This is a genomic window from Parazoarcus communis (assembly GCF_003111665.1).
GTDB classification, from domain to species: Bacteria; Pseudomonadota; Gammaproteobacteria; order Burkholderiales; family Rhodocyclaceae; genus Parazoarcus; species Parazoarcus communis_B.
This window is the reverse complement of record NZ_CP022188.1, coordinates 3,480,412-3,502,508: the sequence shown is the minus strand read 5'-3', so window position 1 is coordinate 3,502,508 and position 22,097 is coordinate 3,480,412. Positions and strand designations below refer to the sequence as shown.

At 63.3% G+C, this 22,097-nt stretch carries 19 protein-coding genes; 11 read left to right on the top strand and 8 right to left on the bottom strand.

Annotation, left to right across the window (positions count from 1 at the left end; genetic code table 11):
- Window positions 1-34 precede the first annotated feature (34 nt).
- Together CEW87_RS15990 and CEW87_RS15985 are read right to left on the bottom strand one after the other, a co-directional pair.
- Window positions 35-847, bottom strand: coding sequence for a transglutaminase-like domain-containing protein (locus CEW87_RS15990; RefSeq protein ID WP_108974577.1), 813 nt, complete (start codon window positions 845-847; stop codon window positions 35-37).
- A gap of 69 nt (window positions 848-916) precedes the next feature.
- On the bottom strand, window positions 917-1,702 hold the full coding sequence (locus CEW87_RS15985) for an N-formylglutamate amidohydrolase (protein ID WP_108974575.1): 786 nt from the start codon (window positions 1,700-1,702) through the stop codon (window positions 917-919).
- A gap of 379 nt (window positions 1,703-2,081) precedes the next feature.
- On the opposite strand from CEW87_RS15985, the gene CEW87_RS15980 reads away from it, so the two are divergent.
- The 3 genes from CEW87_RS15980 (at window position 2,082) to CEW87_RS15970 (ending at window position 7,255) form a co-directional block, all read left to right on the top strand.
- Window positions 2,082-3,398, top strand: coding sequence for an MFS transporter (locus CEW87_RS15980; RefSeq protein ID WP_159098193.1), 1,317 nt, complete (start codon window positions 2,082-2,084; stop codon window positions 3,396-3,398).
- Window positions 3,399-3,515: 117 nt separating this feature from the next.
- Window positions 3,516-4,433 carry a DMT family transporter gene (locus tag CEW87_RS15975; RefSeq protein WP_108974572.1) on the top strand — a complete coding sequence of 306 codons (918 nt, stop codon included), beginning with the start codon at window positions 3,516-3,518 and terminating at the stop codon, window positions 4,431-4,433.
- 344 nt (window positions 4,434-4,777) lie between these two features.
- A complete protein-coding gene (locus CEW87_RS15970; protein WP_159098192.1) occupies window positions 4,778-7,255 on the top strand; it encodes an EAL domain-containing protein in 2,478 nt (825 codons plus the stop codon).
- Window positions 7,256-7,304: 49 nt separating this feature from the next.
- Here the strand turns inward: CEW87_RS15970 and CEW87_RS15965 are convergent, their stop codons facing one another.
- From CEW87_RS15965 to CEW87_RS15940, 6 genes are all read right to left on the bottom strand, one after another.
- Window positions 7,305-7,688: a Lin0512 family protein gene (locus CEW87_RS15965; RefSeq protein WP_234421551.1), complete on the bottom strand. Its 384-nt coding sequence runs from the start codon at window positions 7,686-7,688 to the stop codon at window positions 7,305-7,307.
- On the bottom strand, window positions 7,681-8,034 hold the full coding sequence (locus CEW87_RS15960; protein WP_108974568.1) for a Lin0512 family protein: 354 nt from the start codon (window positions 8,032-8,034) through the stop codon (window positions 7,681-7,683). The genes CEW87_RS15965 and CEW87_RS15960 overlap by 8 nt, the downstream gene beginning before the upstream one ends.
- A gap of 26 nt (window positions 8,035-8,060) precedes the next feature.
- Window positions 8,061-8,429 (bottom strand): cupin domain-containing protein, encoded by a 369-nt coding sequence (locus tag CEW87_RS15955; RefSeq protein WP_108974566.1) that lies wholly within the window; start codon window positions 8,427-8,429, stop codon window positions 8,061-8,063.
- 36 nt (window positions 8,430-8,465) lie between these two features.
- A complete protein-coding gene (locus CEW87_RS15950) occupies window positions 8,466-10,205 on the bottom strand; it encodes a cobaltochelatase CobT-related protein (protein ID WP_108974564.1) in 1,740 nt (579 codons plus the stop codon).
- Window positions 10,205-11,182 carry an AAA family ATPase gene (locus CEW87_RS15945; protein WP_108974562.1) on the bottom strand — a complete coding sequence of 326 codons (978 nt, stop codon included), beginning with the start codon at window positions 11,180-11,182 and terminating at the stop codon, window positions 10,205-10,207. The genes CEW87_RS15950 and CEW87_RS15945 overlap by 1 nt, the downstream gene beginning before the upstream one ends.
- A gap of 206 nt (window positions 11,183-11,388) precedes the next feature.
- Window positions 11,389-12,234, bottom strand: coding sequence for an IclR family transcriptional regulator (locus CEW87_RS15940; protein WP_108974560.1), 846 nt, complete (start codon window positions 12,232-12,234; stop codon window positions 11,389-11,391).
- Between the two features lie 170 nt (window positions 12,235-12,404).
- Here CEW87_RS15940 and xsc point away from each other — a divergent pair, with 170 nt between their 5' ends.
- From xsc to CEW87_RS15900, 8 genes are all read left to right on the top strand, one after another.
- Complete coding sequence (xsc, locus tag CEW87_RS15935; RefSeq protein WP_108974558.1) at window positions 12,405-14,225, top strand: sulfoacetaldehyde acetyltransferase; 1,821 nt, start codon at window positions 12,405-12,407, stop codon at window positions 14,223-14,225.
- A gap of 146 nt (window positions 14,226-14,371) precedes the next feature.
- A complete protein-coding gene (locus CEW87_RS15930; RefSeq protein WP_108948062.1) occupies window positions 14,372-15,409 on the top strand; it encodes a YeiH family protein in 1,038 nt (345 codons plus the stop codon).
- A 65-nt stretch (window positions 15,410-15,474) separates the two neighbouring features.
- Window positions 15,475-17,391: a phosphomethylpyrimidine synthase ThiC gene (thiC, locus tag CEW87_RS15925; RefSeq protein WP_108974556.1), complete on the top strand. Its 1,917-nt coding sequence runs from the start codon at window positions 15,475-15,477 to the stop codon at window positions 17,389-17,391.
- Window position 17,392: 1 nt separating this feature from the next.
- The gene (thiS, locus tag CEW87_RS15920; protein WP_108974554.1) at window positions 17,393-17,602 is read left to right on the top strand and encodes a sulfur carrier protein ThiS; all 210 of its coding nucleotides are present in this window, start codon (window positions 17,393-17,395) and stop codon (window positions 17,600-17,602) included.
- 16 nt (window positions 17,603-17,618) lie between these two features.
- On the top strand, window positions 17,619-18,452 hold the full coding sequence (locus CEW87_RS15915) for a thiazole synthase (RefSeq protein WP_108974552.1): 834 nt from the start codon (window positions 17,619-17,621) through the stop codon (window positions 18,450-18,452).
- Window positions 18,453-18,555: 103 nt separating this feature from the next.
- Window positions 18,556-20,058, top strand: coding sequence for a PLP-dependent aminotransferase family protein (locus tag CEW87_RS15910; RefSeq protein WP_108974550.1), 1,503 nt, complete (start codon window positions 18,556-18,558; stop codon window positions 20,056-20,058).
- A 163-nt stretch (window positions 20,059-20,221) separates the two neighbouring features.
- The gene (locus CEW87_RS15905) at window positions 20,222-20,608 is read left to right on the top strand and encodes a nuclear transport factor 2 family protein (protein WP_108974548.1); all 387 of its coding nucleotides are present in this window, start codon (window positions 20,222-20,224) and stop codon (window positions 20,606-20,608) included.
- Between the two features lie 38 nt (window positions 20,609-20,646).
- Window positions 20,647-22,089 carry an NAD(P)/FAD-dependent oxidoreductase gene (locus tag CEW87_RS15900; RefSeq protein ID WP_108974546.1) on the top strand — a complete coding sequence of 481 codons (1,443 nt, stop codon included), beginning with the start codon at window positions 20,647-20,649 and terminating at the stop codon, window positions 22,087-22,089.
- The last annotated feature ends 8 nt before the right edge of the window (window positions 22,090-22,097 follow it).

Sequence of the window (22,097 nt, the reverse complement as noted above, 5' to 3'; positions counted from 1 at the left end):
CCGGGGCCGAGCCACGCCCCGGTCTGCAGCCGGTTCAGCCATCGAACACCTGGTCGGTCCACACCTTGAAGCTCTTCAGCGTGTTCGGCCCAAAGGTGTTGCTGATGGCGACATCCGCAGCATCGCAGCCACGGGCGATCAGCACGCGACCAATCCGCGGGGTGTTGTTGCGCGGATCGAAGGTGTACCACTTGCCATCGAGATAGGCCTCGAACCAGCCCGCAAAATCCATCGTCTCGTAGGGTGGCGGCATGCCGATGTCGCCAAGATAGCCGGTACAGTAGCGCGCCGGAATATTCATGCAACGGCAGAACGCGATGGCGAGGTGCGCGTAATCGCGGCACACCCCGGTCTGTTCATGGAACACCTCCCATGCGGTCTTGGTCGCGCGGGCGTGCTGGTAGCCGAATGAGATGTTCCTGTTCACGTAATCGCAAATGGCCTGCACACGCCCCCAACCGGTGGGCGATTTGTCGAACAGCCCCCAGGCGATGTCCGAAAGACGATCGGTCTCGCAATACCGGCTTCCGAGCAGGAACTCCAGGGTTTCATCAGGCAGTTCCTGAACCGGAATCTGCTTTGCACCCGGCACAACCGGATCAGTCTCGCCAGTGTCGTTGACCAAGGCATCGGCGGTCAGTCTGATCTGGCCTTTGGGTGCAACGATCCGGGTGCACCAGTTACCAAAACGGTCGCGATAGGCCGTGACCGGTACGGACGGTTCGGTAATCAGGTGATCGGGAATGATCAGATCCGATGCCCGACTGAAATGCACGTTCAGCGACAGAATCATCGGCGTGGGTTGCGGGCAGTCGTAAATCAGTTCGTAGCCGACGCGAATCTTCACAATGTCTCTCCTTCATTGAGGCAAAGCCGGACCGGGCTCAAGCTCCGGGCCACCGGAGATCGCGCCCGGTCAGCCATCAGGCCTGACCACTCCCCGGCCTTCACCGGCAAGCGCAATCCGCAGCGAGTTGATCACTGCCTTGCGCAGTGCTGCCCACTGCGGATTCGCTGCATCCACGTGTTTCTGGTTGATCTCCAGTTCGATGCCGACGTAGGCATCTGCCGGAAGGCGAGCGCGGAACCAGGCCGCCACGCCGTCCGCCTTCCCCGAATAGGGATAGTTCCGGCGCACCACAAGTTCCGGCGCACACGCCTCAAGCGCTGTTTTCCAGCGTTCGCACAGCGCCACCTCACCGGGCCGCGAAGGGTCATAGAGCAGACCGATATCGGCCTCTCGCCGTCGCCCCTTCAACTCCGGGGTAAAACTGTGTGAGCAGATGTGAATCGCCCGCCCACGGCGTTCGACCGCCTGCATGATCAGGCGCTCGACCTCAGCACGATAAGGTTGGTAATAGCGCTCAAGAATGTGCTCGCGCACCGCAAGTGGCGCCTTGCGAACCGACTCGAAATGCAGGTGGCGGTGCCCGACCGAGCGGTTCAGGTCGACCAGCAAGCGGCACACCGTGCCATACGCAAGCGGCGCGGAAAACGCCCTCGCCAGCGAGCGCGCCATTACCAGCGCCCCTGCGTCGAATCCGCGATGGGAGGCCACCAGGTCGTGTACAGACCGGAACAGCAGACGATAGGCCGGTGGAATCCGGTTGCCCCCGTGTTCGCAGGTAATCACCAACGCGTCCCGGATCTCCTCCCCTTCGCTTGATGCACCCGGTGCCCGGGCATGAGTGCTTGCCAGCATGCTTCTTGTCCTTAACAGTCTGGATCGAGAGGGGCCGAGAAACCGTTCGCCTTGCCTGCCCCCGCTGCTTGCGCACATCTTCTGATCCTACGGACCCAGTCGGCATCGGTATGTATGCTCTCGCACATAGTGTTCCGAAGCACATTCAGCAGTCGCTCACTCCCGCTTGCCCGACGCTTCCGGTAAGCTGACTTGATCCCTGAACATTCCCGCGGAAAGGCGCATCCGGCATGTACCTGCCTTCAGGCATTTCACGCCACGGCAGACATCGCCAGCAAGCCATTCATATGCGACATCCAGCACGCTCGGACATGCCTGATCCCGTTACCCCGAGAATGCGCAGTATTCCGTGCCGCATGCCAACCGTGGGAACGACGCGATGAGTGCGCCCTCCGGACAGCATATCGCCGACCATAATTGCCGCCTGTTCGTGCTGTTCCGGGTGCTGTTCAACTCGCGCTTCTACTATCCGGTTCTGGCCGTCCTGTTTCTTGACCTCGGCCTCACCGCCACGCAGTACACCCTGCTCAATTTCGTCTGGGCCCTGGTCATCGTGCTGGCAGAGGTGCCATCCGGCGTGCTCGCCGACCGCCTCGGCCGCCGGCCACTCGTCCTCGCGGCAGCCGTTTTCATGGTAGCTGAAATGCTGGTCCTCGCTGCTGCACCGCAAAACGGCGGACTCGTGCTTTTTCTGTTCTGCCTGCTCAACCGTGTCCTGAGCGGACTGGCCGAGGCAATGGCGAGCGGTGCGGACGAGTCGCTCGCCTTCGACGCCCTCGCGGACGAAGGGCGCGAGCATGAATGGCCGCAGGTACTTGCCCGGGTAATGCAGTGGAAAGCCATCGGCATGGTGGTCGCGATGCTGATCGGCAGCGCGGTGTACGACCCAAGCCTGCTCAGCGACCTGGCGGCCAGTGCCGGCCTCGCACTCACCTTCGATCAGGCCACCACCCTGCGTTTTCCGATCTACCTCAATCTGCTCACTGCGCTTGGAGTGCTTATCGTTTGCCTGCGCATGCAGGAGCCCGCCCACAGGACGGGGGCCGCAATCCCGACGACCAGACAGGCGGTGGAGTCGATGCTCGACGCCGGGCGCTGGATCGCGCGCAGCCCTATCGCCCTGTTCGTCATCATCGGCGGCTTGCTGATCGACAGCGTGCTCCGTGTCTTCATGACTTTCGGCAGTGCCTATTACCGCATGATCGACCTGCCCGAAGCCAGCTTTGGCATCATCGGCGCCACGATGGCAGGCATCGGCATCGTGGTGGCGCCGATGGCACGCAGACTCGTGACGACAGGCTCCATGCTGCGCAATTACGGCGCGCTTGCAGCGCTCGCCGTCCTCGGGCTGGCAGGCGTGGCCCTGGGTATTCCACTCTGGGGCGTGCTGTTCGCCCTGCCGCTCTCTGCGGCCATGGCAGCGGTTGGATTTGCCGTGTCCCACTACCTGAATGCTGCGGTGGATTCACGTCACCGTGCGACTGTGCTGTCGTTCAAGGGCCTTGCTTTCAACCTGGGATACGGTTTCGTCAGCCTGCTTTTTGCACTGGCGCTGCGGGCCTACCGCGACACCGGCAGCATGGGCGACGGCCTCGCAGGCGCCCTGACCCTGCTCCCGCTCTGGCTCGTCTTCACGGTGCTGGTCATGGCGCTCCTTTTCCGCCGTCATCGCGCCCAACTGCTCCAGCGCAACTGACGCCCCGGCTCATGCTGCAGCGCGACTGAATTGTGCTGCGCGATACCTGCCGTTGCCGTATTGTGATGCCCCCTGCCACGTCGATCATGGCGGAACCGTGAGCAGACAAGGAATCCAATGACGTCCCCCGAACACAGCTCCCAAGGTCTCTCCCCGCATACGCGGGGCCTGCTCGCTGCCGGCCTCGTCGTGCTGTGCTGGTCTGGCTTCAACATCGTGTCACGCCTGGGCAGCAAGGGCGTGCTGAGCCCCTACGACCTCTCCGCCATGCGTTTCGCGGTGTCGGGTGTCCTTGCGCTGCCCTTTTTCGTGTCGCGCGTTCCCATGTCCGACTGGCCGCGCTACATGGTGCTCGCGGTGTTTGGCGGCCTGGGCTACGCAATGCTGGTCTATGCAGGCTTTGCCTTTGCCCCGACCGCGCATGCGGGGGTTTTCGTGAACGGTGGTATCCCGTTCTGGACCATCGTGATCATGGCCTTCATCTCGGGCTTCAGCCTCGCGCGCCATATCGTGATCGCCTTCCTGCTCGCGAGTTTCGGCCTTGTGCTGATCGCCTACGAGAGCCTCGTGCAACCGGGCGGAGAAGCGCAATGGCTCGGTGACCTCCTGTTCCTGCTCGCTGCACTGTGCTGGGCCCTCTTTGGCTTGCTGATGCGGCGCTGGCAAGTGCGGCCGGAACTCGCGATTTCGGGCGTGGCGAGTTTTTCGATGCTGGCCTACATGCCGGTTTACCTGCTCTGGCTACCCCAGGCCATCAGCGAGGCATCCGCTGGCGAGATCCTGCTTCAGTGTGTGTATCAGGGCCTGATTGCAGCGCTGCTTGCAGGGGGAATGTACAGCTACGCAAACCAGAAGATCGGCCCCTATCAGGCATCGATGATGCTTGCCCTGGTGCCGGGGACGTCCGCCATCGGGGCCTACTTCATTCTCGACGAAGCACTGGGACTACGCGTGGTCACTGGCATCATCGTCGTCTCGCTCGGTGCCCTCCTGTGCGCCCTGCCCGCGAAGCGTGTTGCACAGGCCGGTAGTTAGGGACGAGAACACGCGCACCGTCATGCGCGAACGGCACCGCCACTGCGCACTCCGCCGTATCGACTCACCGTTCCCACCCTGCGGTCCGGCAGCGACCCTGCGACCCCTGCGGGCTTTCGCGCCCCCTGAGGTTATTCCGTAGAATGAGCGCCTTACCCTTTGCTCCAGCACCAGCCCGACACGCTCGGTCGCTGCACATGAATCACCTTTTTTCATACCGCTCCCTACTGCTGCTGTTCGCGTTCATCGTTGCCATGGCATGCCCTGCCCATGCGCATGATGCGGTCCCGGGTACACCGACTTCCTTGTCTAGCGCGGACAGACAGTGGCTTCGGGCACATCCGGTGATCCGCCTTGGGATCGACGCCAACTACGCGCCCTACTCCTTCACCGGCGAGCGCGGAGAGATCAAGGGGATCGTGCCGGAGTATCTGTCGCTGATCGAGAAGGCCCTTGGCATTCGATTCGAGATCAGCTCACATCTCAAGTGGCCCGAACTCATGCAGGCCGTGCGCGAACGCCGGCTCGACGCGGTGGCAACCGTAGTGCGCCTGCCCGAACGCGAGACATTCATGGCGTTCAGCCGCGTCTATCTGACGACCCCGCTCGTCGTCATGACCCGAAGGGATTCGCCGCAGCTGGAGTCGCTCGAAGCGCTCTCAAGGACGCGGATTACCCTGGTGACCGGCTATTCGGCCTCCGCGCAGGCAAACGACGCCATCCCCGGCCTCCATCCGTACTACGTACCAACGCCACTCGACGGCCTTCAGGCGGTTGCGTCCGGCACGGCAGATGCCTATATCGGCGTGCTGGGCGTGAATACGTTTCTTGCCGCGCAGCACGGCATCTCCAATCTCAAGGTGAATGGCGCCTTCGACATGCAGGGCAACGGCCAGCGCTTCGGCATTCGCAGCGACTGGCCCGAGCTTGCACACCTCATCGACAGAGCACTTGATAGTGTGCCGTCCGAGAAGCAGAGCGAGATTCTGTCGAGATGGTTGCCCACGCAGTCCAGGGATCTGGTGCAGCTCGGCCCGCCAAGCCTCGCCAGCCGCCTGTTTCCGTGGCTGGTGATTTTCAGCTGCATCGTCGCATTCGGGTATTTCACCGCCTTGGTCTGGAACCGGCAACTCCGGCGCGAACTGGATCGCCGCAAGGTGGAGCTCGAGCGCGCGCTCGGCATTGCCGGAATGGGCGACTGGTCGCTGGATATGGCGAGCGGGCGCATCAGGTGGGCGGACGAGCTTTTTCGCATCGCAGGGCGCTCCCCCACCGCGCTGGACTGGCCGACGCTCAGGGAGTGGATCCACCCGGATGAGCGCAAGAAGCACGAAGATTACCTTTCACTGCTCGCGGCCGCGCCCGAAGGGGCCAAGCTCCCGCCACTGATCTCCCACCTCGTTCGTCCCGACGGAAGTTCTCGCTGGCTGGAGGTCAGCTGCGCGACCGACTTCGACGCAGCAGGCAGGCCACTGCGCCACTACGGCACGGCCCTCGACATCACCGAGCGCAAACTGGCCGAAGACAAGATCCGGAGCCTGGCGTACTTCGATTCGCTGACCGGGCTGCCGAACCGCCGCCTGCTGATGGACCGGCTGAGCCAGGCCGTCTCTGCCAGCAAGCGCAGCGGCGAGTACGGTGCCCTGATCATGCTTGACCTGGATCGCTTCAAGGACCTGAATGACACCCAGGGCCACGATGTCGGCGACCATCTGCTTGTCGAGGTCGCGCGCCGTCTGGCAGCGCACGTTCGTCATGAGGATACGGTTTCGCGACTGGGCGGGGACGAATACATCGTGATCGCAGAAGCCCTGGGCACGGACGAGTCCTCGGCAGCACTCGAGGCAGGACTGATTGCCGAGCAATGCCGCCATGGACTCGGCGAGGCCTTTTCGCTCGGCAACGGTGACGCGCCCTACCATTGCAGCACCAGCATCGGCATCACCGTGTTCAAGGGCAACGAACTCAGCCTCGACGTGCTGTTCAAGCAGGCCGACGTAGCCCTCTACCAGGCCAAGAAGGCCGGCAGGAATACCGTCCGCTTCTTCAACACCGACATGCAGTCCGCGATCGACAGCAGAATGAAAATGGAGTCGGCCCTGCGGCGGGGATTGCGCGAAGATGAGTTCAGACTCCATTACCAGCCGCTGGTGGACCGGGATGGGCGACGAATCGGTGCCGAGGCACTGCTACGATGGTTTCCGCGCGATGCCGATCCGGTTTCGCCAGCTCAGTTCATTCCTGTTGCCGAGGACACCGGCCTCATTCTTCCGCTCGGCGACTGGGTTCTGCAGACGGCCTGCGAGCAGCTCAAACGCTGGAGTGACGATCCGCAAACCCGGGAACTCACGATTTCGGTCAACGTGAGCGCGCGCCAGTTTCACCAGCCGCAGTTTGTAGAGCAGGTCGTCGAACAGCTGCAACGCTCAGGCGTGAGCCCGTCGCGGCTGAAGCTGGAGCTGACCGAAAGCGTGGTCCTCGAGCGTGTCGATGAAGTGGTCGCGCGCATGCAGCGCCTGAAAAGCCAGGGCATCACCTTTTCCCTCGATGACTTCGGCACCGGCTACTCGTCCTTGTCCTACCTCAAGCGCCTGCCGCTGGATCAGGTCAAGATCGACCAGTCCTTCGTACGTGATATCAACCACGACCGGAACGACGCGGCAATTGTCAGGGCCATCGTCGCGATCGGACAGTCACTGGGAATCGCGGTCATCGCCGAAGGCGTCGAAACGCAAGCACAGCGCGACCTGCTGATCGAATACGGATGCCTGCAGTTCCAGGGCTACCTGTTCGGGAGACCCGTAGCCATCGAGCACTGGTGAGCACCTTGCTGCCCGCGCAAGTCAATGCGGGCAGCTTACCCGCCGCCGCTCAGCTGCGCTCGATCAGACGCCAGTCCGCCGCATCCACCGGCAGATAGGCTTCGACGGCCGCAGTGGCAATCACGTGCGTCGTATCCTGTTCGTCATCCCGTACATTGAGCCCGCCAATCACCGCCGTCACCTCTGCCCGGCCACGCGGCAACTCCGCAGCCACGCGATCGGTGTCGACCTTGTCCGGCTCCTGCACACCGATCGTGACCTGCACCCGCATGCTCAAGTGATCGTAGCCCAGCGACTTGAACAGCACGATTGACGAGTGATGCAGGGCGTCGTGTACCGCGCGGATGGCGGCCTTGGTGTAGTCGGCACCGTAGAGATCATTGCCGGTACCCATCTCGAGAATGATGCGTTTCTCCGTGATCGCCTCAGTCATTTGCGGGCTCCATGTCGAACGATACGATGATTGCGGCATTTGCAATCACGGTCAGGCCGTCGGTGTGCGGCTTCGTAATGTCGAGCCCGCCCTTGACCACGGTGATCGAGGGCTGGCCGTAGGGAAAGATTCCGTGCAGCGCCGGGATATCGACCTCTTCCGGTTTCTGCACTCCGATCTCCACGTCGATGATCATCGCGGTTTTCGGAAAGCCGAAGGCCTCCGCCACGTTCAGCGAGTTGTGCCACAGCGCGTCGCGAATTGCGCGCGCAGCGGCCTCGGTGTAGTTCTTGCTGCGGATCGAAGTGCCCATTCCAAACTGGGTTACCACTCTCTTCTTGGTCATCGCCTGTTTCTCCTGCGCAGCGGCGCTCAATCGGCTTTGTAGCTGCGGATCACATAGTGCTTGGTCGTCGTTTCGACCACATCCCAGAAGCCGCGAAAGCCATTCGGTATCACGAATGCGTCGCCCGTCCTGAAGGTCTGCGCACTGCCGTCCTCCGCGATCAGACGTACATGCCCGCTGATGATGTAGCAGAACTCGTCGCGGTCGGTAAATGCATGCCATCTGCCGGGCGTACTGGTCCACGTACCGGCAATGACTTCCCCGCCGGCATTCTCGAAATACGTTGCGTTCGTATGCTGCGGATCACCCGCCACCACACGATCGGGCATGTCGGCGAGCCGGCTCTGCGTCGCTTTCACGTCGGGATTGCCAAACTCGATCACCCTTACTGTCACTTGCAGCTCTCCTGAAATAATAGGCGGAACATTCAATCACCGCCGATGCCGCCCGCCGATGAGCTGAACGATTTCGTAAAACAGATTGTTGTCGAGCGCCTGGCTCATGTCGGTTGCCAGGCAACGTCGGTAGAACGGGCTCAGATCAAGCCCCACACCGAGCCCCAGAATCTCCACCGCACCCTGCTGTTCGCGGCGTGCGACGACATCCTTCAGATGGTTGTCGAGATAGAAATCATCATTGGCACGCCCGGTCGCGCTGTCGGCCGGACAACCGTCGGAGATCACGATCAGGATGCGCCGTGCCTCGTCGCGCGCCAGCATGCGGTTGCACGCCCAGTCCACCGCCTCGCCGTCGATGCCCTCACGAAAGAGATCGGGCTTGAGCAGCGCCATCATGTCCACCCGCGAACGCCGCCAGTTGCGTTCCGCCTCCTTGAACACCATGTGAGTGACTTCGTTGAGGCGCCCGGGGTTGGCCGGCCGCCCATGGCTCATCCACTCCTTGACCGCACGCCCGCCGTTCCACGCACCGGTGGTGAAGCCGAGCAATTCGGTCGTCACGCCCACCATTTCGAGGGCGCGGATCAGCAGATCGATCATTGCTGCCACCGGCTCCGCATGCGTCTTCATCGACCCGGAGCAATCCACGAGGAAGGTGACGATGCAGTCTGCCGTGGGCTTGTACTGATCCTGGCGGAACAAGCGCCGCTCAGCCGGAGAGCTGATGAGCTGAGACAGACGGGCACCGTCGATGGTGCCCTCCTCCTGCCCGAACAACCAACCATCGCGCTGCGGCTGTGCAAGGATCGCGCCGAGCATGCGCGCCAGCCGCGGGAGGTTGATGCCCTGTTCGGCGATGCGCTTGTCCACCCGTTCGCGGTACTCGCGCAGCAGCGCCTTGCGCACCAGCGTGCCGGCGGCAACTTCGGTATCGAATCGCGTTGTGTAGACGCGATAGGCCTGCTCCGCGTCACCGAACACCTTCGACTCGCCCGTGGTCGCTGCAGCGATGTTGTCGCCGTCGCCCTCGTCCTGGTCGAAATCGAGCAGAAGCGCGAAGCGGCTCTTGGCTTCCTCCTCGTCATCAGGGTCGGCCTCGTCGGCTTCTGCGCCAGCCTCGGCCATGTCGGCGCGCATGGTTTCACCCACCACACGGGCGGCTTCCAGCGCGTGCGCGGCAAAGGCGCGCTGGTCGCCGCGGTTGCGGCGCATGCCCGCCAGCGGCGTGCCGAGCGTGCTTACCAGCGAGGCGCGCGTGCCTTCGATGTAGTCCTCGGTTTCCTCCAGCACCGGTCTGGCGTTGAGGCGCGACCACACCATCTGCACCACGGTGTACAGCAGGATGCCGAGGCGGCCTTCGGTGAGCCCTTCGCGGTAGAAGGTGCGCGACCAGTCCTCGAAGCGCCGATGCAGGTTGGCCGCCATGCCCGGCATATCCACCGGTACATGGGTTTCCACCCGCAGCTGCTCAAGCCATTCAAAGACCAGGCGCTCGATCCCGCCCGTCGGACACAGGCTGCGATGCAGCGCGGGGTCGGAGTGCAGCAGGCGCAGCGCCATGCCATCGGCGGCCGCACGGCAGTCGGCGAAGTCATCCAGATCGGGATCGACGCGCAGATGCGGCGCATGCATCGGCAACGGCCGCGTGCCTTGGTGCAATCGTCGGCCGCGGTAATGCAGCGCCGGATCGCCGGTCATTGCACGCAGCGTGGCTGCGCACAACTCCTCGACCTTCTGCTGCCGCCTGGCCCGTTGCTGGGCAGTCGCGTTCATTAAGACTGCGCCTCGCGCATCCAGGACTCATCCAGCTCCTCGCCGAAGCAGCGCTGGTAGTACTCGGCCACGATCGGGCGCTCGGCCTCGTCGCACTTGTTGAGGAAGGACAGGCGGAAAGCCAGCGCCGGGTTGCGGAAAATCTCGCAGTTCTCCGCCCAGGTGATCACCGTGCGCGGCGACATCAGCGTCGACAGATCGCCCGCAGCAAAACCCTTGCGCGTGAGATCCGCCACCTGAACCATCTGCGCGATCAGCTTGCGCCCCTTGTCGTAGTTCTTCGACGGCACGCGGGCAAGCACGATCGCCACCTCCTCCTCATGCGGCAGGTAGTTGAGCGTGGCCACGATGTTCCAGCGGTCGATCTGCGCATGGTTGAGCACCTGCGTGCCGTGATACATGCCCGACAGGTTGCCCAGGCCGACGGTGTTCGAGGTCGCGAACAGGCGGAAATAGGGATGCGGGCGGATCACCCGGTTCTGGTCGAGCAGGGTGAACTTGCCGTCGCGCTCGAGAATGCGCTGGATCACGAACATCACGTCCGGCCGGCCGGCGTCGTATTCATCGAAGATCATCGCCACCGGACGCTGCAAGGCCCACGGCACGATGCCTTCCTGGAACTCGGTGACCTGCAGTCCGTCGCGCACGACAATGGTGTCCTTTCCCACCAGGTCCAGACGGCTGATGTGGCCATCCAGGTTCACCCGCACGCAGGGCCAGTTCAGGCGTGCCGCCACCTGTTCGATGTGGGTGGATTTGCCGGTGCCGTGCAGCCCCTGCACCATCACCCGCCGGTCGCGATTGAAGCCGGCCAGAATGGCCAGGGTTACGTCGGGATTGAAACGGTAGGCGCCGTCAATCTCGGGCACATGATCATCGCGCTCGTCAAAGGCGGGGACTTCGAGATCGGAATCGATGCCGAACACTTCACGCACCGACACCAGGCGGGCGGGGCGAATCTGGGTGATGTCTGTCACTGCTGTCTCTCCGGTTATCGTCGCCGCAAGCTGTGCACGGCGCTGTTCATCTGCTGTCGAACCCCGGATCGATGTCGCCGGCGCCATGTTGTCTGGCACCAGCGCCGCGGCGCCTGGTCCGACCCTTCGTTGGGTCTGCTGCACGTTCGCTGCCGCGAACGCGCGTCTCTACTCAAGGACGGATCGGAAGGGCGCGGATGCGCCGCTCAGCCTTCCGCCCCTTCGTTTCGTGCCTCCGGCATGGCATCGGCCTCGATCTTTGCCATGGCCTGTGCCGCCCGCTGCAGCGCGGGCAGCAGCTTGAGCACCTTGTCGTGGCTCAGCCGCATCACCGGCGCCTGGATCGCGATCCCCGTGTTCGAGCGCCCGTTCGGGTTCGGCACCAGCACCGCCAGACAGAACAGCCCCGGCAGGAACTCTTCGTCGTCAAACGCGTACCCGTCCCGGCTCACCCGCTCCACCTCCGCGTCGAGCGCCTCGAACGTGGTCAGCGTGCGTGCGGTGTATTTCTCCAGCGGCGTGTGTTCGAGCAGGCGCTTGCGCTGGCTCGGGCTCATCTGCCCCAGGAACAGCTTCCCGCTGGCCGAACAGTGCGCCGGCACCCTTGAGCCCGGGTGCAGGTAAAAGCGCAGCGGCGCCGGCGTCTCCACCCGGTCCAGGTACAGCACTTCGCTGCCCGACAGCGCGGTGAGGTTGCAGCTCTCGCCCACTTCATCGACCAGCTGGCGCAGCACCGCGCGCCGCGCGCCGTGCACCGTGTTGTTCAGCAGCAGCTGCTCGGCCATGCGCCGCAGCCGCATCCCCGTACTGTAGTGACGCCCGTCGCCGTCCCGTTGCAGCATCCCCGCGCTCTCGAGCTGCTGCAGCATCCGGTGCAGCGTCGGCTTCGGGAGCCCCGTCTCTTCCACCAGCGATTGCAGCGAGAAGAACTGGTTCTTCTGCGCGATCACTTCGAGCAGCGCAAACAGGCGCAGCGTCGGCGTATCCCCGTCGATGCGGGCGATCTCCGGCTGCGTGGCGCTCTGATGTGGCGTGTGTGTGGTGTCGTTCATGGCCGTTCCATCATAGTTCAGTTTCTTTTTCCGATACAAGTCGTATCGTTTTTTGAAATTTGTCGTTGACTCCCATCTCTCGCCAGCCTAAAGTTCGCCTCAATCTCACTTATCGGAACTCTTCGTACCGGTTTCGATATAAAACCATCCCTAACAGGAGACAGCGCATCATGAGCGATCAGAACAGCCAAGCCAACCGGTCCGTGCCCGTCGGTCCCACCCGCATGACCCCTTCCGAGGCCTTCGTCGAGACCCTGGTCTCGAACGGCGTGACCGACATGTTCGGCATCATGGGCTCGGCCTTCATGGATGCGATGGATATCTTCGCGCCGGCCGGCATCCGCCTGATCCCGGTGGTGCATGAGCAGGGCGCCGGCCACATGGCCGATGGCTTCTCCCGCGTCTCGGGTCGCCACGGCGTGGTGATCGGCCAGAACGGCCCCGGCATCTCCAACTGCGTGACCGCGATCGGCGCGGCGTTCTGGGCCCACAGCCCGGTGGTGATCGTGACCCCGGAGACGGGCACCATGGGCATGGGGCTGGGTGGTTTCCAGGAGTGCAACCAGTTGCCGATGTTCCAGGAGTTCACCAAGTACCAGGGCCACGTGACCCACCCGGCGCGCATGGCCGAGTACACCGGGCGCTGTTTCGATCGCGCCATGAGCGAGATGGGCCCGACCCAGCTGAACATTCCGCGTGACTATTTCTACGGCGACATTACCTGCGAGATTCCGAAGCCCGCCCGTCTGGACCGGGGCGCCGGTGGCGAGCACTCGCTGGACGAGGCCGCTGCGCTGCTGGCCACGGCCAAGTTCCCGGTGATCATCTCCGGCGGTGGCGTGGTGATGGCCGATGCGGTCGAGGAGTGCAAGGCGCTGGCCGAGCGCCTGGGCGCACCGGTGGTCAATAGCTACCTGCACAACGATTCCTTCCCCGCGAGCCATCCGCTGTGGTGCGGCCCGCTGGGCTACCAGGGTTCGAAGGCGGCGATGAAGCTGATGGCGCAGGCCGACGTGGTGGTGGCGCTGGGTTCGCGTCTGGGCCCCTTCGGTACCCTGCCCCAGCACGGCATGGACTACTGGCCCAAGAACGCGAAGATCATCCAGATCGACGCCGACAACAAGATGCTCGGCCTGGTGAAGAAGATCTCGGTGGGAATCTGCGGCGATGCGAAGGCGGCCGCCGTGGCGCTGACCCGTCGTCTGGAAGGCAAGACCCTGGCGTGCGATGCCGACAAGGCTGCCCGCGCACAAAAAATCGCCGACGAGAAGGCGGCGTGGGAGAAGGAGCTCGACGAATGGACGCACGAGAAGGATGCCTTCAGCCTCGACATGATCGAGGAGAACGCGAAGGAGAAGACCTTCCAGGGTGGCGACTATCTGCATCCGCGTCAGGTGCTGCGTGAGCTCGAGAAGGCGATGCCCGAGGACGTGATGGTGTCGACCGACATCGGCAACATCAACTCGGTGGCCAACAGCTACCTGCGCTTCGAGAAGCCGCGTTCCTTCTTCGCTGCAATGAGCTTCGGCAACTGCGGTTACGCCTTCCCCACCATCATCGGTGCCAAGGTCGCCGCGCCCCATCGTCCGGCCGTGTCCTACGCCGGCGACGGTGCCTGGGGCATGAGCCTGATGGAGACCATGACCTGCGTGCGTCACAACATCCCGGTCACCGCGGTGGTGTTCCACAACCGTCAGTGGGGTGCGGAGAAGAAGAACCAGGTCGATTTCTACAACCGCCGCTTCGTCGCCGGTGAGCTCGACAACCAGTCCTTCGCCGAGATCGCTCGCGCCATGGGCGCCGAGGGCATCACCGTCGACAAGATCGAGGATGTCGGCCCCGCGCTGAAGAAGGCCATCGACATGCAGATGAACGAAGGCAAGACCACCATCATCGAGATCATGTGTACCCGTGAGCTCGGCGACCCCTTCCGCCGCGATGCACTGTCCAAGCCGGTTCGTCACCTCGACAAGTACAAGGACTACGTCTGAGACTGAAACAAGGCACGTCCCCACTCGGGGATGTGCCTGCAAGCCCCCGGCCACGCCGGGGCACCCAGACACGCGGACGGGGAAGGCCATGACCTTCACCCGCCAGACACACCTCCGGCCCCGACAGAGACCCGGACAAGGACACCATGAGCACATCCACAACTGCTGCGCAGCCAGGCATCTTCGCTGGCACGAAGAAAATGGTCCCCGGCGTGATGCTCTGCGCCGTCATCGCGGTCGCCGCCACGTTCGTCTCCGAGCACTACGGCGGGCCGCAGTTCCTCTACGCACTGCTGATCGGCATTGCCTTCCACTTTCTGTCGGACAACGACAAGTGCATCCCGGGCATCGAGTTCTCCGCCAAGAAACTGGTGCGCATCGGCGTCGCACTGCTGGGCGCGCGCATCGTTGCCAGTGACGTCAGCGACCTCGGTCTTGCCGGTGTCGGTGCCCTTATCGGCGCCGTCGCGCTGACCATCGGTTTCGGTCTGCTGATGGCCCGCCTGCTGGGGCTGCCGAGCATGCTCGGCCTGCTCTCGGGCGGCGGCACCGGCATCTGCGGCATCTCGGCGACGATGGCGATCTCGTCCACGCTGCCCAATACCCGCGAGAACGAGCGCTACACCCTGCTCACCGCCATCGGTATCGCGATTTTCTCCACCGTGGCGATGGTGCTCTACCCGCTGATCGTCAAGAGCGCCGGCCTCAGTACGGCCGAAGCCGGTCTCTTCCTCGGCGGCTCGATCCACGACGTCGCCCAGGTGGTGGGTGCCGGCCTGATCATTTCCCCGGAAGTCGGTGATGCGGCAACGCTGGCCAAGATGTTCCGCGTCGCCATGCTGATGCCGGTGGTTGTGATCCTCGCCCTCACTTTCCATGCCGAGCGCAAGAAGAGCGAAACCCCGGGCGCAAAGACCCCGATCCTGCCGCTGTTCCTGGTCGTGTTCGCCGCACTGGCTGCCGCCAACAGCATGGGCTGGCTGCCGCACGAAGTGGTCGAGGTCAGCTCCGACATCTCGCGCTGGTGCCTGGTGATCTCGATTGCCGCACTCGGTGTAAAGACCTCGCTCGAAAAGCTTGCCGCCCTGGGCTGGAAGCCCATCGTGCTGATGTCCAGCGAGGCCATCTTCGTGGCCACCTACATGCTCAGCGTGGTGTATGTCTCACGCGCCTTCGGCGCCTGACACTGCATCGAAACCGCCCCATCCGCGACTGCCCCAACCCCGGCCCGACCGCAACGGAGAACCGCATGAACGCCAACGAAAAATTCATCGCCTCAAGCGCCCACGTCGACGCAGCCGCCATCGCGCCGCTGCCGAACTCGCGCAAGGTCTATGTTCAGGGCTCGCGCCCCGACATCCAGGTGCCGATGCGCGCCATCTCGCAGGCCGACACCCCGACCGGTTTCGGCGGCGAGCCCAACCCGGACATCTACGTCTACGACTGCTCCGGCCCCTACTCCGACCCTGCCGCCAAGATCGACATCCGCTCGGGCCTGCCCGCCGTGCGCGCCGGCTGGATCGAAGAGCGTGGCGACACCGAGGTGCTGTCCGACCTGTCGTCCGAGTTCGGCCGCATCCGCGCCGCCGACGCAAAGCTCGACGAACTGCGTTTCCCCGGCCTGCATCGCAAGCCGCGTCGCGCCAAGCCGGGTGCAAATGTCTCGCAGATGCACTACGCCCGCCGCGGCATCATCACGCCCGAGATGGAATACATCGCCATCCGCGAGAACCTCAACCGCAAGGCCTACATCGAATCGCTCAAGGCCGCCGGCCCCACCGGCAACAAGATGGCGGCACTGCTCGGCCGTCAGCATCCGGGCCAGCACTTCGGCGCCTCGATCCCGGAAGAGATCACCCCCGAGTTCGTGCGTGACGAAGTCGCCCGCGGCCGCGCCATCATCCCCAACAACATCAACCACCCCGAGTCCGAGCCGATGATCATCGGCCGCAACTTCCTGGTGAAGATCAACGCCAACATCGGCAACTCGGCGCTCGGCTCGTCCATCTCGGAAGAGGTCGACAAGATGACCTGGGCCATCCGCTGGGGCGGCGACACGGTGATGGATCTGTCGACCGGCAAGAACATCCACGAGACCCGCGAGTGGATCATCCGCAACTCGCCGGTGCCGATCGGCACCGTGCCGATCTACCAGGCACTGGAAAAGGTCGACGGCAAGGCCGAGGACCTGACCTGGGAGATCTTCCGCGACACCCTCATCGAGCAGGCCGAACAGGGCGTGGACTACTTCACCATCCACGCCGGTGTGCTGCTGCGCTACATCCCGCTCACCGCCAACCGCATGACCGGCATCGTGTCCCGCGGCGGCTCGATCATGGCCAAGTGGTGCCTGGCGCATCACCAGGAGAGCTTCCTCTACACGCATTTCGAGGAAATCTGCGAAATCATGAAGGCCTACGACGTGGCCTTCAGCCTCGGCGACGGCCTGCGTCCGGGCTCGATCTACGACGCCAACGACGAAGCCCAGCTCGGCGAGCTCAAGACCCTGGGCGAGCTCACCCAGATCGCGTGGAAGCACGACGTGCAGGTGATGATCGAAGGCCCCGGCCACGTGCCGATGCACATGATCAAGGAAAACATGGACCTGCAACTCGAGCAGTGCCATGAAGCCCCCTTCTACACCCTCGGACCGCTGACCACCGACATCGCCCCCGGCTACGACCACATCACCAGCGGCATCGGTGCGGCCACCATCGGCTGGTACGGCACCGCGATGCTGTGCTACGTGACGCCCAAGGAGCACCTCGGCCTGCCCAACAAGCAGGACGTGAAGGAAGGCATCATCACCTACAAGCTCGCCGCCCACGCCGCCGACCTCGCCAAGGGCCATCCGGGTTCGCAGATCCGCGACAACGCGTTGAGCAAGGCGCGTTACGAGTTCCGCTGGGACGACCAGTTCAACATCGGCCTCGACCCCGACAAGGCACGCGAATTCCATGACGAGACCCTGCCCAAGGAGTCGGCCAAGGTCGCGCACTTCTGCTCGATGTGCGGCCCCCACTTCTGCTCGATGAAGATCACTCAGGACGTGCGTGATTACGCAGCCCAACTGGGTGTGGCCGAAAGCGAAGCGCTGCAGAAGGGCATGGAAGTAAAAGCCGTCGAGTTTGTGAAGAGCGGCGCCGAGATCTATCGCAAGGTGTGACATGCCCCTGATCCAGATCGAACTCAATGGCAAGTCGCGCCCCGCTGCCACCACACAGAGCCTGGAAGACCTGATCGCCTCGCTCGACCTCGCAGGGAAGAGCCTGGCGGTGTCGATCAACCGCGAGGTGGTCAAGCGTGCCGAGTGGCCCAATCGTCACCTTCAAGCCGACGACAAAATCGAAATCGTTCACGCCATCGGCGGTGGCTGAACACGAGGAGACAAACATGCAACTCAACGATCTGCCCACGGCCAACGAAGCCGGAAACGCGGAAAGCAGCACCGACCACCAGCTCACCATCGCCGGCAAGACCTACAATTCGCGGCTGCTGGTCGGCACCGGCAAGTACAGGGACTTTGATGAAACCCGCGCCGCTGTGGATGCGAGCGGGACGTCCATCGTCACCGTGACCATCCGCCGGGTGAACATCGGCCAGCACCAGCACGAACCCAATCTGCTGGACGCGGTACCGCCCTCGCAATTCACCATCCTGCCCAACACCGGTGGCTGCTTCAACGCCAAGGACGCGGTCTACACGCTGCAGATGGCGCGCGAACTGCTGGGTGGGCACTCGCTGGTGAAACTGGAGGTGCTCGGCGACGAGAAGACCCTGTTCCCCAACATGCCCGAAACCCTGAAGGCAGCCGAAACGCTGATCAAGGACGGCTTCGACGTGATGGTCTACTGCAGCGACGATCCGATCCAGGCCAAGATGCTTGAGGACATGGGCTGCGTGGCGATCATGCCGCTGGCCTCGCTGATCGGCTCGGGCATGGGCATTCTCAACCCGTGGAACCTGTCGCTGATCATCGAGCAGACCAAGGTACCGGTGATCGTCGATGCCGGCGTCGGCACCGCGTCGGATGCTGCCATCGCGCTCGAACTCGGCTGCGACGGCGTGCTGATGAACACCGCCATTGCGAAGGCTCAGGACCCGGTCCGGATGGCGCTGGCGATGCGCGATGCGGTGCGGGCGGGACGCAACGCCTATCTTGCGGGACGCATGCCGAAACGCTTTGCCGCCTCACCGTCGTCGCCGATGGTTGGCCTGTCGACCTGAGAAACCACGCGGGGGCGTCCTGCCCCCGCGGGTAAACCTCAACACCACCTCGGTACCCTCATCGGGATACTCTTCGTCTCCTTCGATATACGATCCCGAGTCCATGAGTTTCCGCCCCACCTCTGCCATGTGGAAACAGTTCATGCAGCGCGAAGCCACCAGCGCGATGAGCCTGCAGGGACAGATACGCCAGATGCTGGTCGCGGCCATTCTCGACCAGCAGATTCCACTCGACGAGCCGATTCCCTCCAGCCGCGAACTGTCCTCCCACATCGGCGTTGCGCGCAACACCGTCGTCATCGCCTACCAGCAACTCGTGGACGAGGGCTACCTGCTGTCGCGCGAGCGCAAGGGCCACTTCGTCAATCCGGCAATCCTCGAGGGTCGCGCGGGCAAGACAGAATCACCGTTGGCCGAGACACCGGCCGCTGCGCCCGACTGGAGCCGTCGCTTTCGCTTTCGCCCCTCTGCACAGCGCAACATCAGCAAGCGTGCAGACTGGCAGACGTTTCCCTACCCTTTCGTATACGGCCAGTTCGACCCCACCCTGTTTCCCACCGCCGACTGGCGCGAGTGCTGCATGAAAACACTCAGCGTGCTCGAGATCAGCGAATGGGCGCAGGACATGATCCTGCGCGACGACGAATCCCTCGTGCGCCAGATTCGTACCCGGGTATTGCCGCGGCGCGGAGTAAGAGCGTCCGACGACGAGATCGTGATCACTGTCGGCACCCAGCAGGCGCTGTACCTGCTGGCCGACCTGCTGATGAGCAGTGACACCCCGGTCGGCATCGAGAACCCCGGCTACCCCGACGCACGCAACATTTTCAGCAGCCGTTCCAAGCGCATGGAGAACCTGGACATCGACGAGCACGGTCTGATCGTAAGTGAACGGCTCAAGCGCTGCGACTATGTGTATGTCACACCCAGCCACCAATGCCCGACCACCGTCACCATGCCGCTCGAGCGTCGTGAGGCGCTATTGAAGATGGCAGAGGCGTCGGACTTCATCATCATCGAAGACGACTACGACAGCGAGAATCCCTTCGAAGGCGAACCGCTGCCCGCACTCAAGAGTCTGGACTGCAACAACCGCGTCATCTACGTCGGCAGCCTGTCCAAAAGCCTGGCACCGGGCATGCGCCTGGGCTATGTCGTCGGCCCCGCGGAGCTCATTCGCGAATTGCGCGGTGTTCGCCGCCTGAACCTGCGTCATCCTGCGGCCTACATGCAGCGCGCATTCGCGATTTTTCTGTCGCTCGGCCACCACGACTCGCTGCTGCGCAGGCTATCAGCCGCGCATAACGAACGCGCATGCGCATTGTCGGCGGCACTGTCGCGACATCTTCCGGATTTCCGCCATGTGCCGATCTCCGGCGGATCGTCGTGCTGGGTCGCTGGCCCTGCCTGGCTCGACGCCAACGAGCTCGCAGATGAGGCGCTGAAGCACGGTATCCTGATCGAGACTGGCAGCGTGTTCTTCACGTCTGACTCGCCTCCTGCCAACTACTTCCGTCTCGGCTTTTCCTCGATTGCGGCCGAGCGTATCGAAGCTGGCATCAAATCACTGGCCGAAGTTGTCTCGCATCTGCGACCTTCCGAATAATTTCACTATTATTCAAACAGTTATCTGGACCAAACGATTGCACTGAACTGGTCCTACGTTGTCTCCGGCAAGCCGCTTAATCTGTACCCACGTTGTCGATGGCCCGACATCTCGTCCCGGCCACCGGCGCAACAGACAAGCCCGGCACCAAACAGGAGATAACATGACCCACCCCACAACAGCCATGCTCGAAGCCTTCGGCGACGCCTGGAACAAGCACGACATCGACGCCCTGATGAGCTTCATGGCCGATGACTGCTCCTTCCACGCCGTCGGCGGTCCCGACCTCCTCGGTCGCAGCTTCGTCGGCCGCGAGGCCGTGCGCGAAGGTTTCATGCTGGCCTGGCAGACCTTCCCCGATGCTGCCTGGCTCGATGGCGACCACTTCGTCGACGGCGACCGTGGCGTGAGCGAAACCACCTTCGTTGGCACCAAGGCCGATGGCACCCGTATCGAAGCCCGCATGGTCGATATCTTTACCTTCCGTAACGGCAAGATCGCGGTCAAGAACGCATTCCGCAAGGATCGTCCGCCGGTATCGGTAGGCTGAGCGCGGATTCACGACACACTGAATCGAGGAATCCGAGCATGGACGCTGCTACCGCCAACGTGAGTGCCGCCACCGATGGCCGCGCCACGCCACCTTCCAAACCCTACGATCCGGCCTACGATCCGCTGGTATCCGCCACGCCCGGCCAGGGGCGTGAATATGCACCGACCTACTGGATCGGCACCGCAGGCGAACCACCCGCGGACGACGGCCCGATTACCCACGACATCGACGTTGACGTCGCCATCATCGGCTCCGGCTTCACCGGCCTGACCACTGCCATCTTCCTGGCGCAGGAATACGGTATCAAGGCCACGGTGCTGGAAGCCAACCGCACGGCCTGGGGCTGCAGCGTGCGTAACGGCGGGCAGGCGCAGTGCGCCTCCGGCCGGCTCAAGCGCTCGCAGTGGATCACCCGCTATGGCCTTGAAGCCGCCCTCGGCCTTCACCGCGAATGTGTCGACGGCATGGAGAACTTCAAGGAACTGATCAAGGACATCGACTGCGATCCCCAACCTGGCGGCCACCTGTATATTGCGCACCGCGAGCGCATCATGCCCGTGCTGGAAAAGGAAGCGAAGTTGCTGCGCGACGTGTTCAAGTACGACGCCCGTATCCTGAATGCCGACACCGTCAAGCGCGAATGGGTGGGTGACGAGGAAGCCTGCGGTGCGATGCACGAACCCGAAGGCATCGGCATCCACGCTGGCAAGCTGGCCTTCGGCTACCTGAAAAAGGCACGTGCGCTGGGCGCAACCGTCCATCCCGCAAGCCCCGTCCAGGGTTGGGAAACGCGCAACGGCGTGCATTACCTCAAAACCCCCGGCGGCATCGTACGTGCCCGTGCAGTCGGCGTGTGCACGGGTGGCTACACTTCAAACAGCCTGCACCCGGAGCTTAAAAACCGCCTGCTGCCGATCCTGTCGAACTCCATCGTCACCCGGCCGCTGACCGCGCAGGAAATCGAAGCCTGTGGTCTGCGCACGCACCAGGTCATTACCGACACGCGCGTGCTGCGCCACTACTACCGCCTGATGCCGGACAACCGGCTGCAGATCGGCAGCCGCAGTGCGATTACCGGCAACGACGCCCCCCAGAAGCAGTACGAGCAACGCCTGATCGAAGACATGTGGCGCAAGTTTCCCGCGCTCAAGGGTGTTCAGATCGACTACTCGTGGTGGGGCTGGGTGGATGTGAGCCACGACATGATGCCGCGCATTCATCAGCCCGATCCGAAGGAAACGATCTATTACTCCCTCGGATACGGCGGCAACGGCGTGATGTATTCGGCTCAGGCCGGTCGCCGTCTGGCGCAGTGGATCGCCGGCAAGGGTAACGAACTCACGCTGCCGATCTTCACCTCGCGGCTGCCCTTCCCCAACGTCCGCGAAATGGTGGTCTCGGAAGCCTTCGCCCCCTTCCGCCGTTTCGGCCAGCGCTTCCTTTACCGCTGGTACGCCTACAACGACGAACGCCCCTGATACACCTC

What these genes read in the sequence shown, in the direction of transcription:
- CEW87_RS15985 (WP_108974575.1), bottom strand. Translation starts at nt 1,702, where the DNA reads ATGCTGGCAAGCACTCATGCCCGGGCACCGGGTGCATCAAGCGAAGGG.
- CEW87_RS15980 (WP_159098193.1), top strand. Translation starts at nt 2,082, where the DNA reads ATGAGTGCGCCCTCCGGACAGCATATCGCCGACCATAATTGCCGCCTG.
- CEW87_RS15975 (WP_108974572.1), top strand. Translation starts at nt 3,516, where the DNA reads ATGACGTCCCCCGAACACAGCTCCCAAGGTCTCTCCCCGCATACGCGG.
- CEW87_RS15965 (WP_234421551.1), bottom strand. Translation starts at nt 7,688, where the DNA reads ATGACTGAGGCGATCACGGAGAAACGCATCATTCTCGAGATGGGTACC.
- CEW87_RS15960 (WP_108974568.1), bottom strand. Translation starts at nt 8,034, where the DNA reads ATGACCAAGAAGAGAGTGGTAACCCAGTTTGGAATGGGCACTTCGATC.
- CEW87_RS15950 (WP_108974564.1), bottom strand. Translation starts at nt 10,205, where the DNA reads ATGAACGCGACTGCCCAGCAACGGGCCAGGCGGCAGCAGAAGGTCGAG.
- CEW87_RS15940 (WP_108974560.1), bottom strand. Translation starts at nt 12,234, where the DNA reads ATGAACGACACCACACACACGCCACATCAGAGCGCCACGCAGCCGGAG.
- xsc (WP_108974558.1), top strand. Translation starts at nt 12,405, where the DNA reads ATGAGCGATCAGAACAGCCAAGCCAACCGGTCCGTGCCCGTCGGTCCC.
- CEW87_RS15930 (WP_108948062.1), top strand. Translation starts at nt 14,372, where the DNA reads ATGAGCACATCCACAACTGCTGCGCAGCCAGGCATCTTCGCTGGCACG.
- thiC (WP_108974556.1), top strand. Translation starts at nt 15,475, where the DNA reads ATGAACGCCAACGAAAAATTCATCGCCTCAAGCGCCCACGTCGACGCA.
- thiS (WP_108974554.1), top strand. Translation starts at nt 17,393, where the DNA reads ATGCCCCTGATCCAGATCGAACTCAATGGCAAGTCGCGCCCCGCTGCC.
- CEW87_RS15915 (WP_108974552.1), top strand. Translation starts at nt 17,619, where the DNA reads ATGCAACTCAACGATCTGCCCACGGCCAACGAAGCCGGAAACGCGGAA.
- CEW87_RS15910 (WP_108974550.1), top strand. Translation starts at nt 18,556, where the DNA reads ATGAGTTTCCGCCCCACCTCTGCCATGTGGAAACAGTTCATGCAGCGC.
- CEW87_RS15905 (WP_108974548.1), top strand. Translation starts at nt 20,222, where the DNA reads ATGACCCACCCCACAACAGCCATGCTCGAAGCCTTCGGCGACGCCTGG.
- CEW87_RS15900 (WP_108974546.1), top strand. Translation starts at nt 20,647, where the DNA reads ATGGACGCTGCTACCGCCAACGTGAGTGCCGCCACCGATGGCCGCGCC.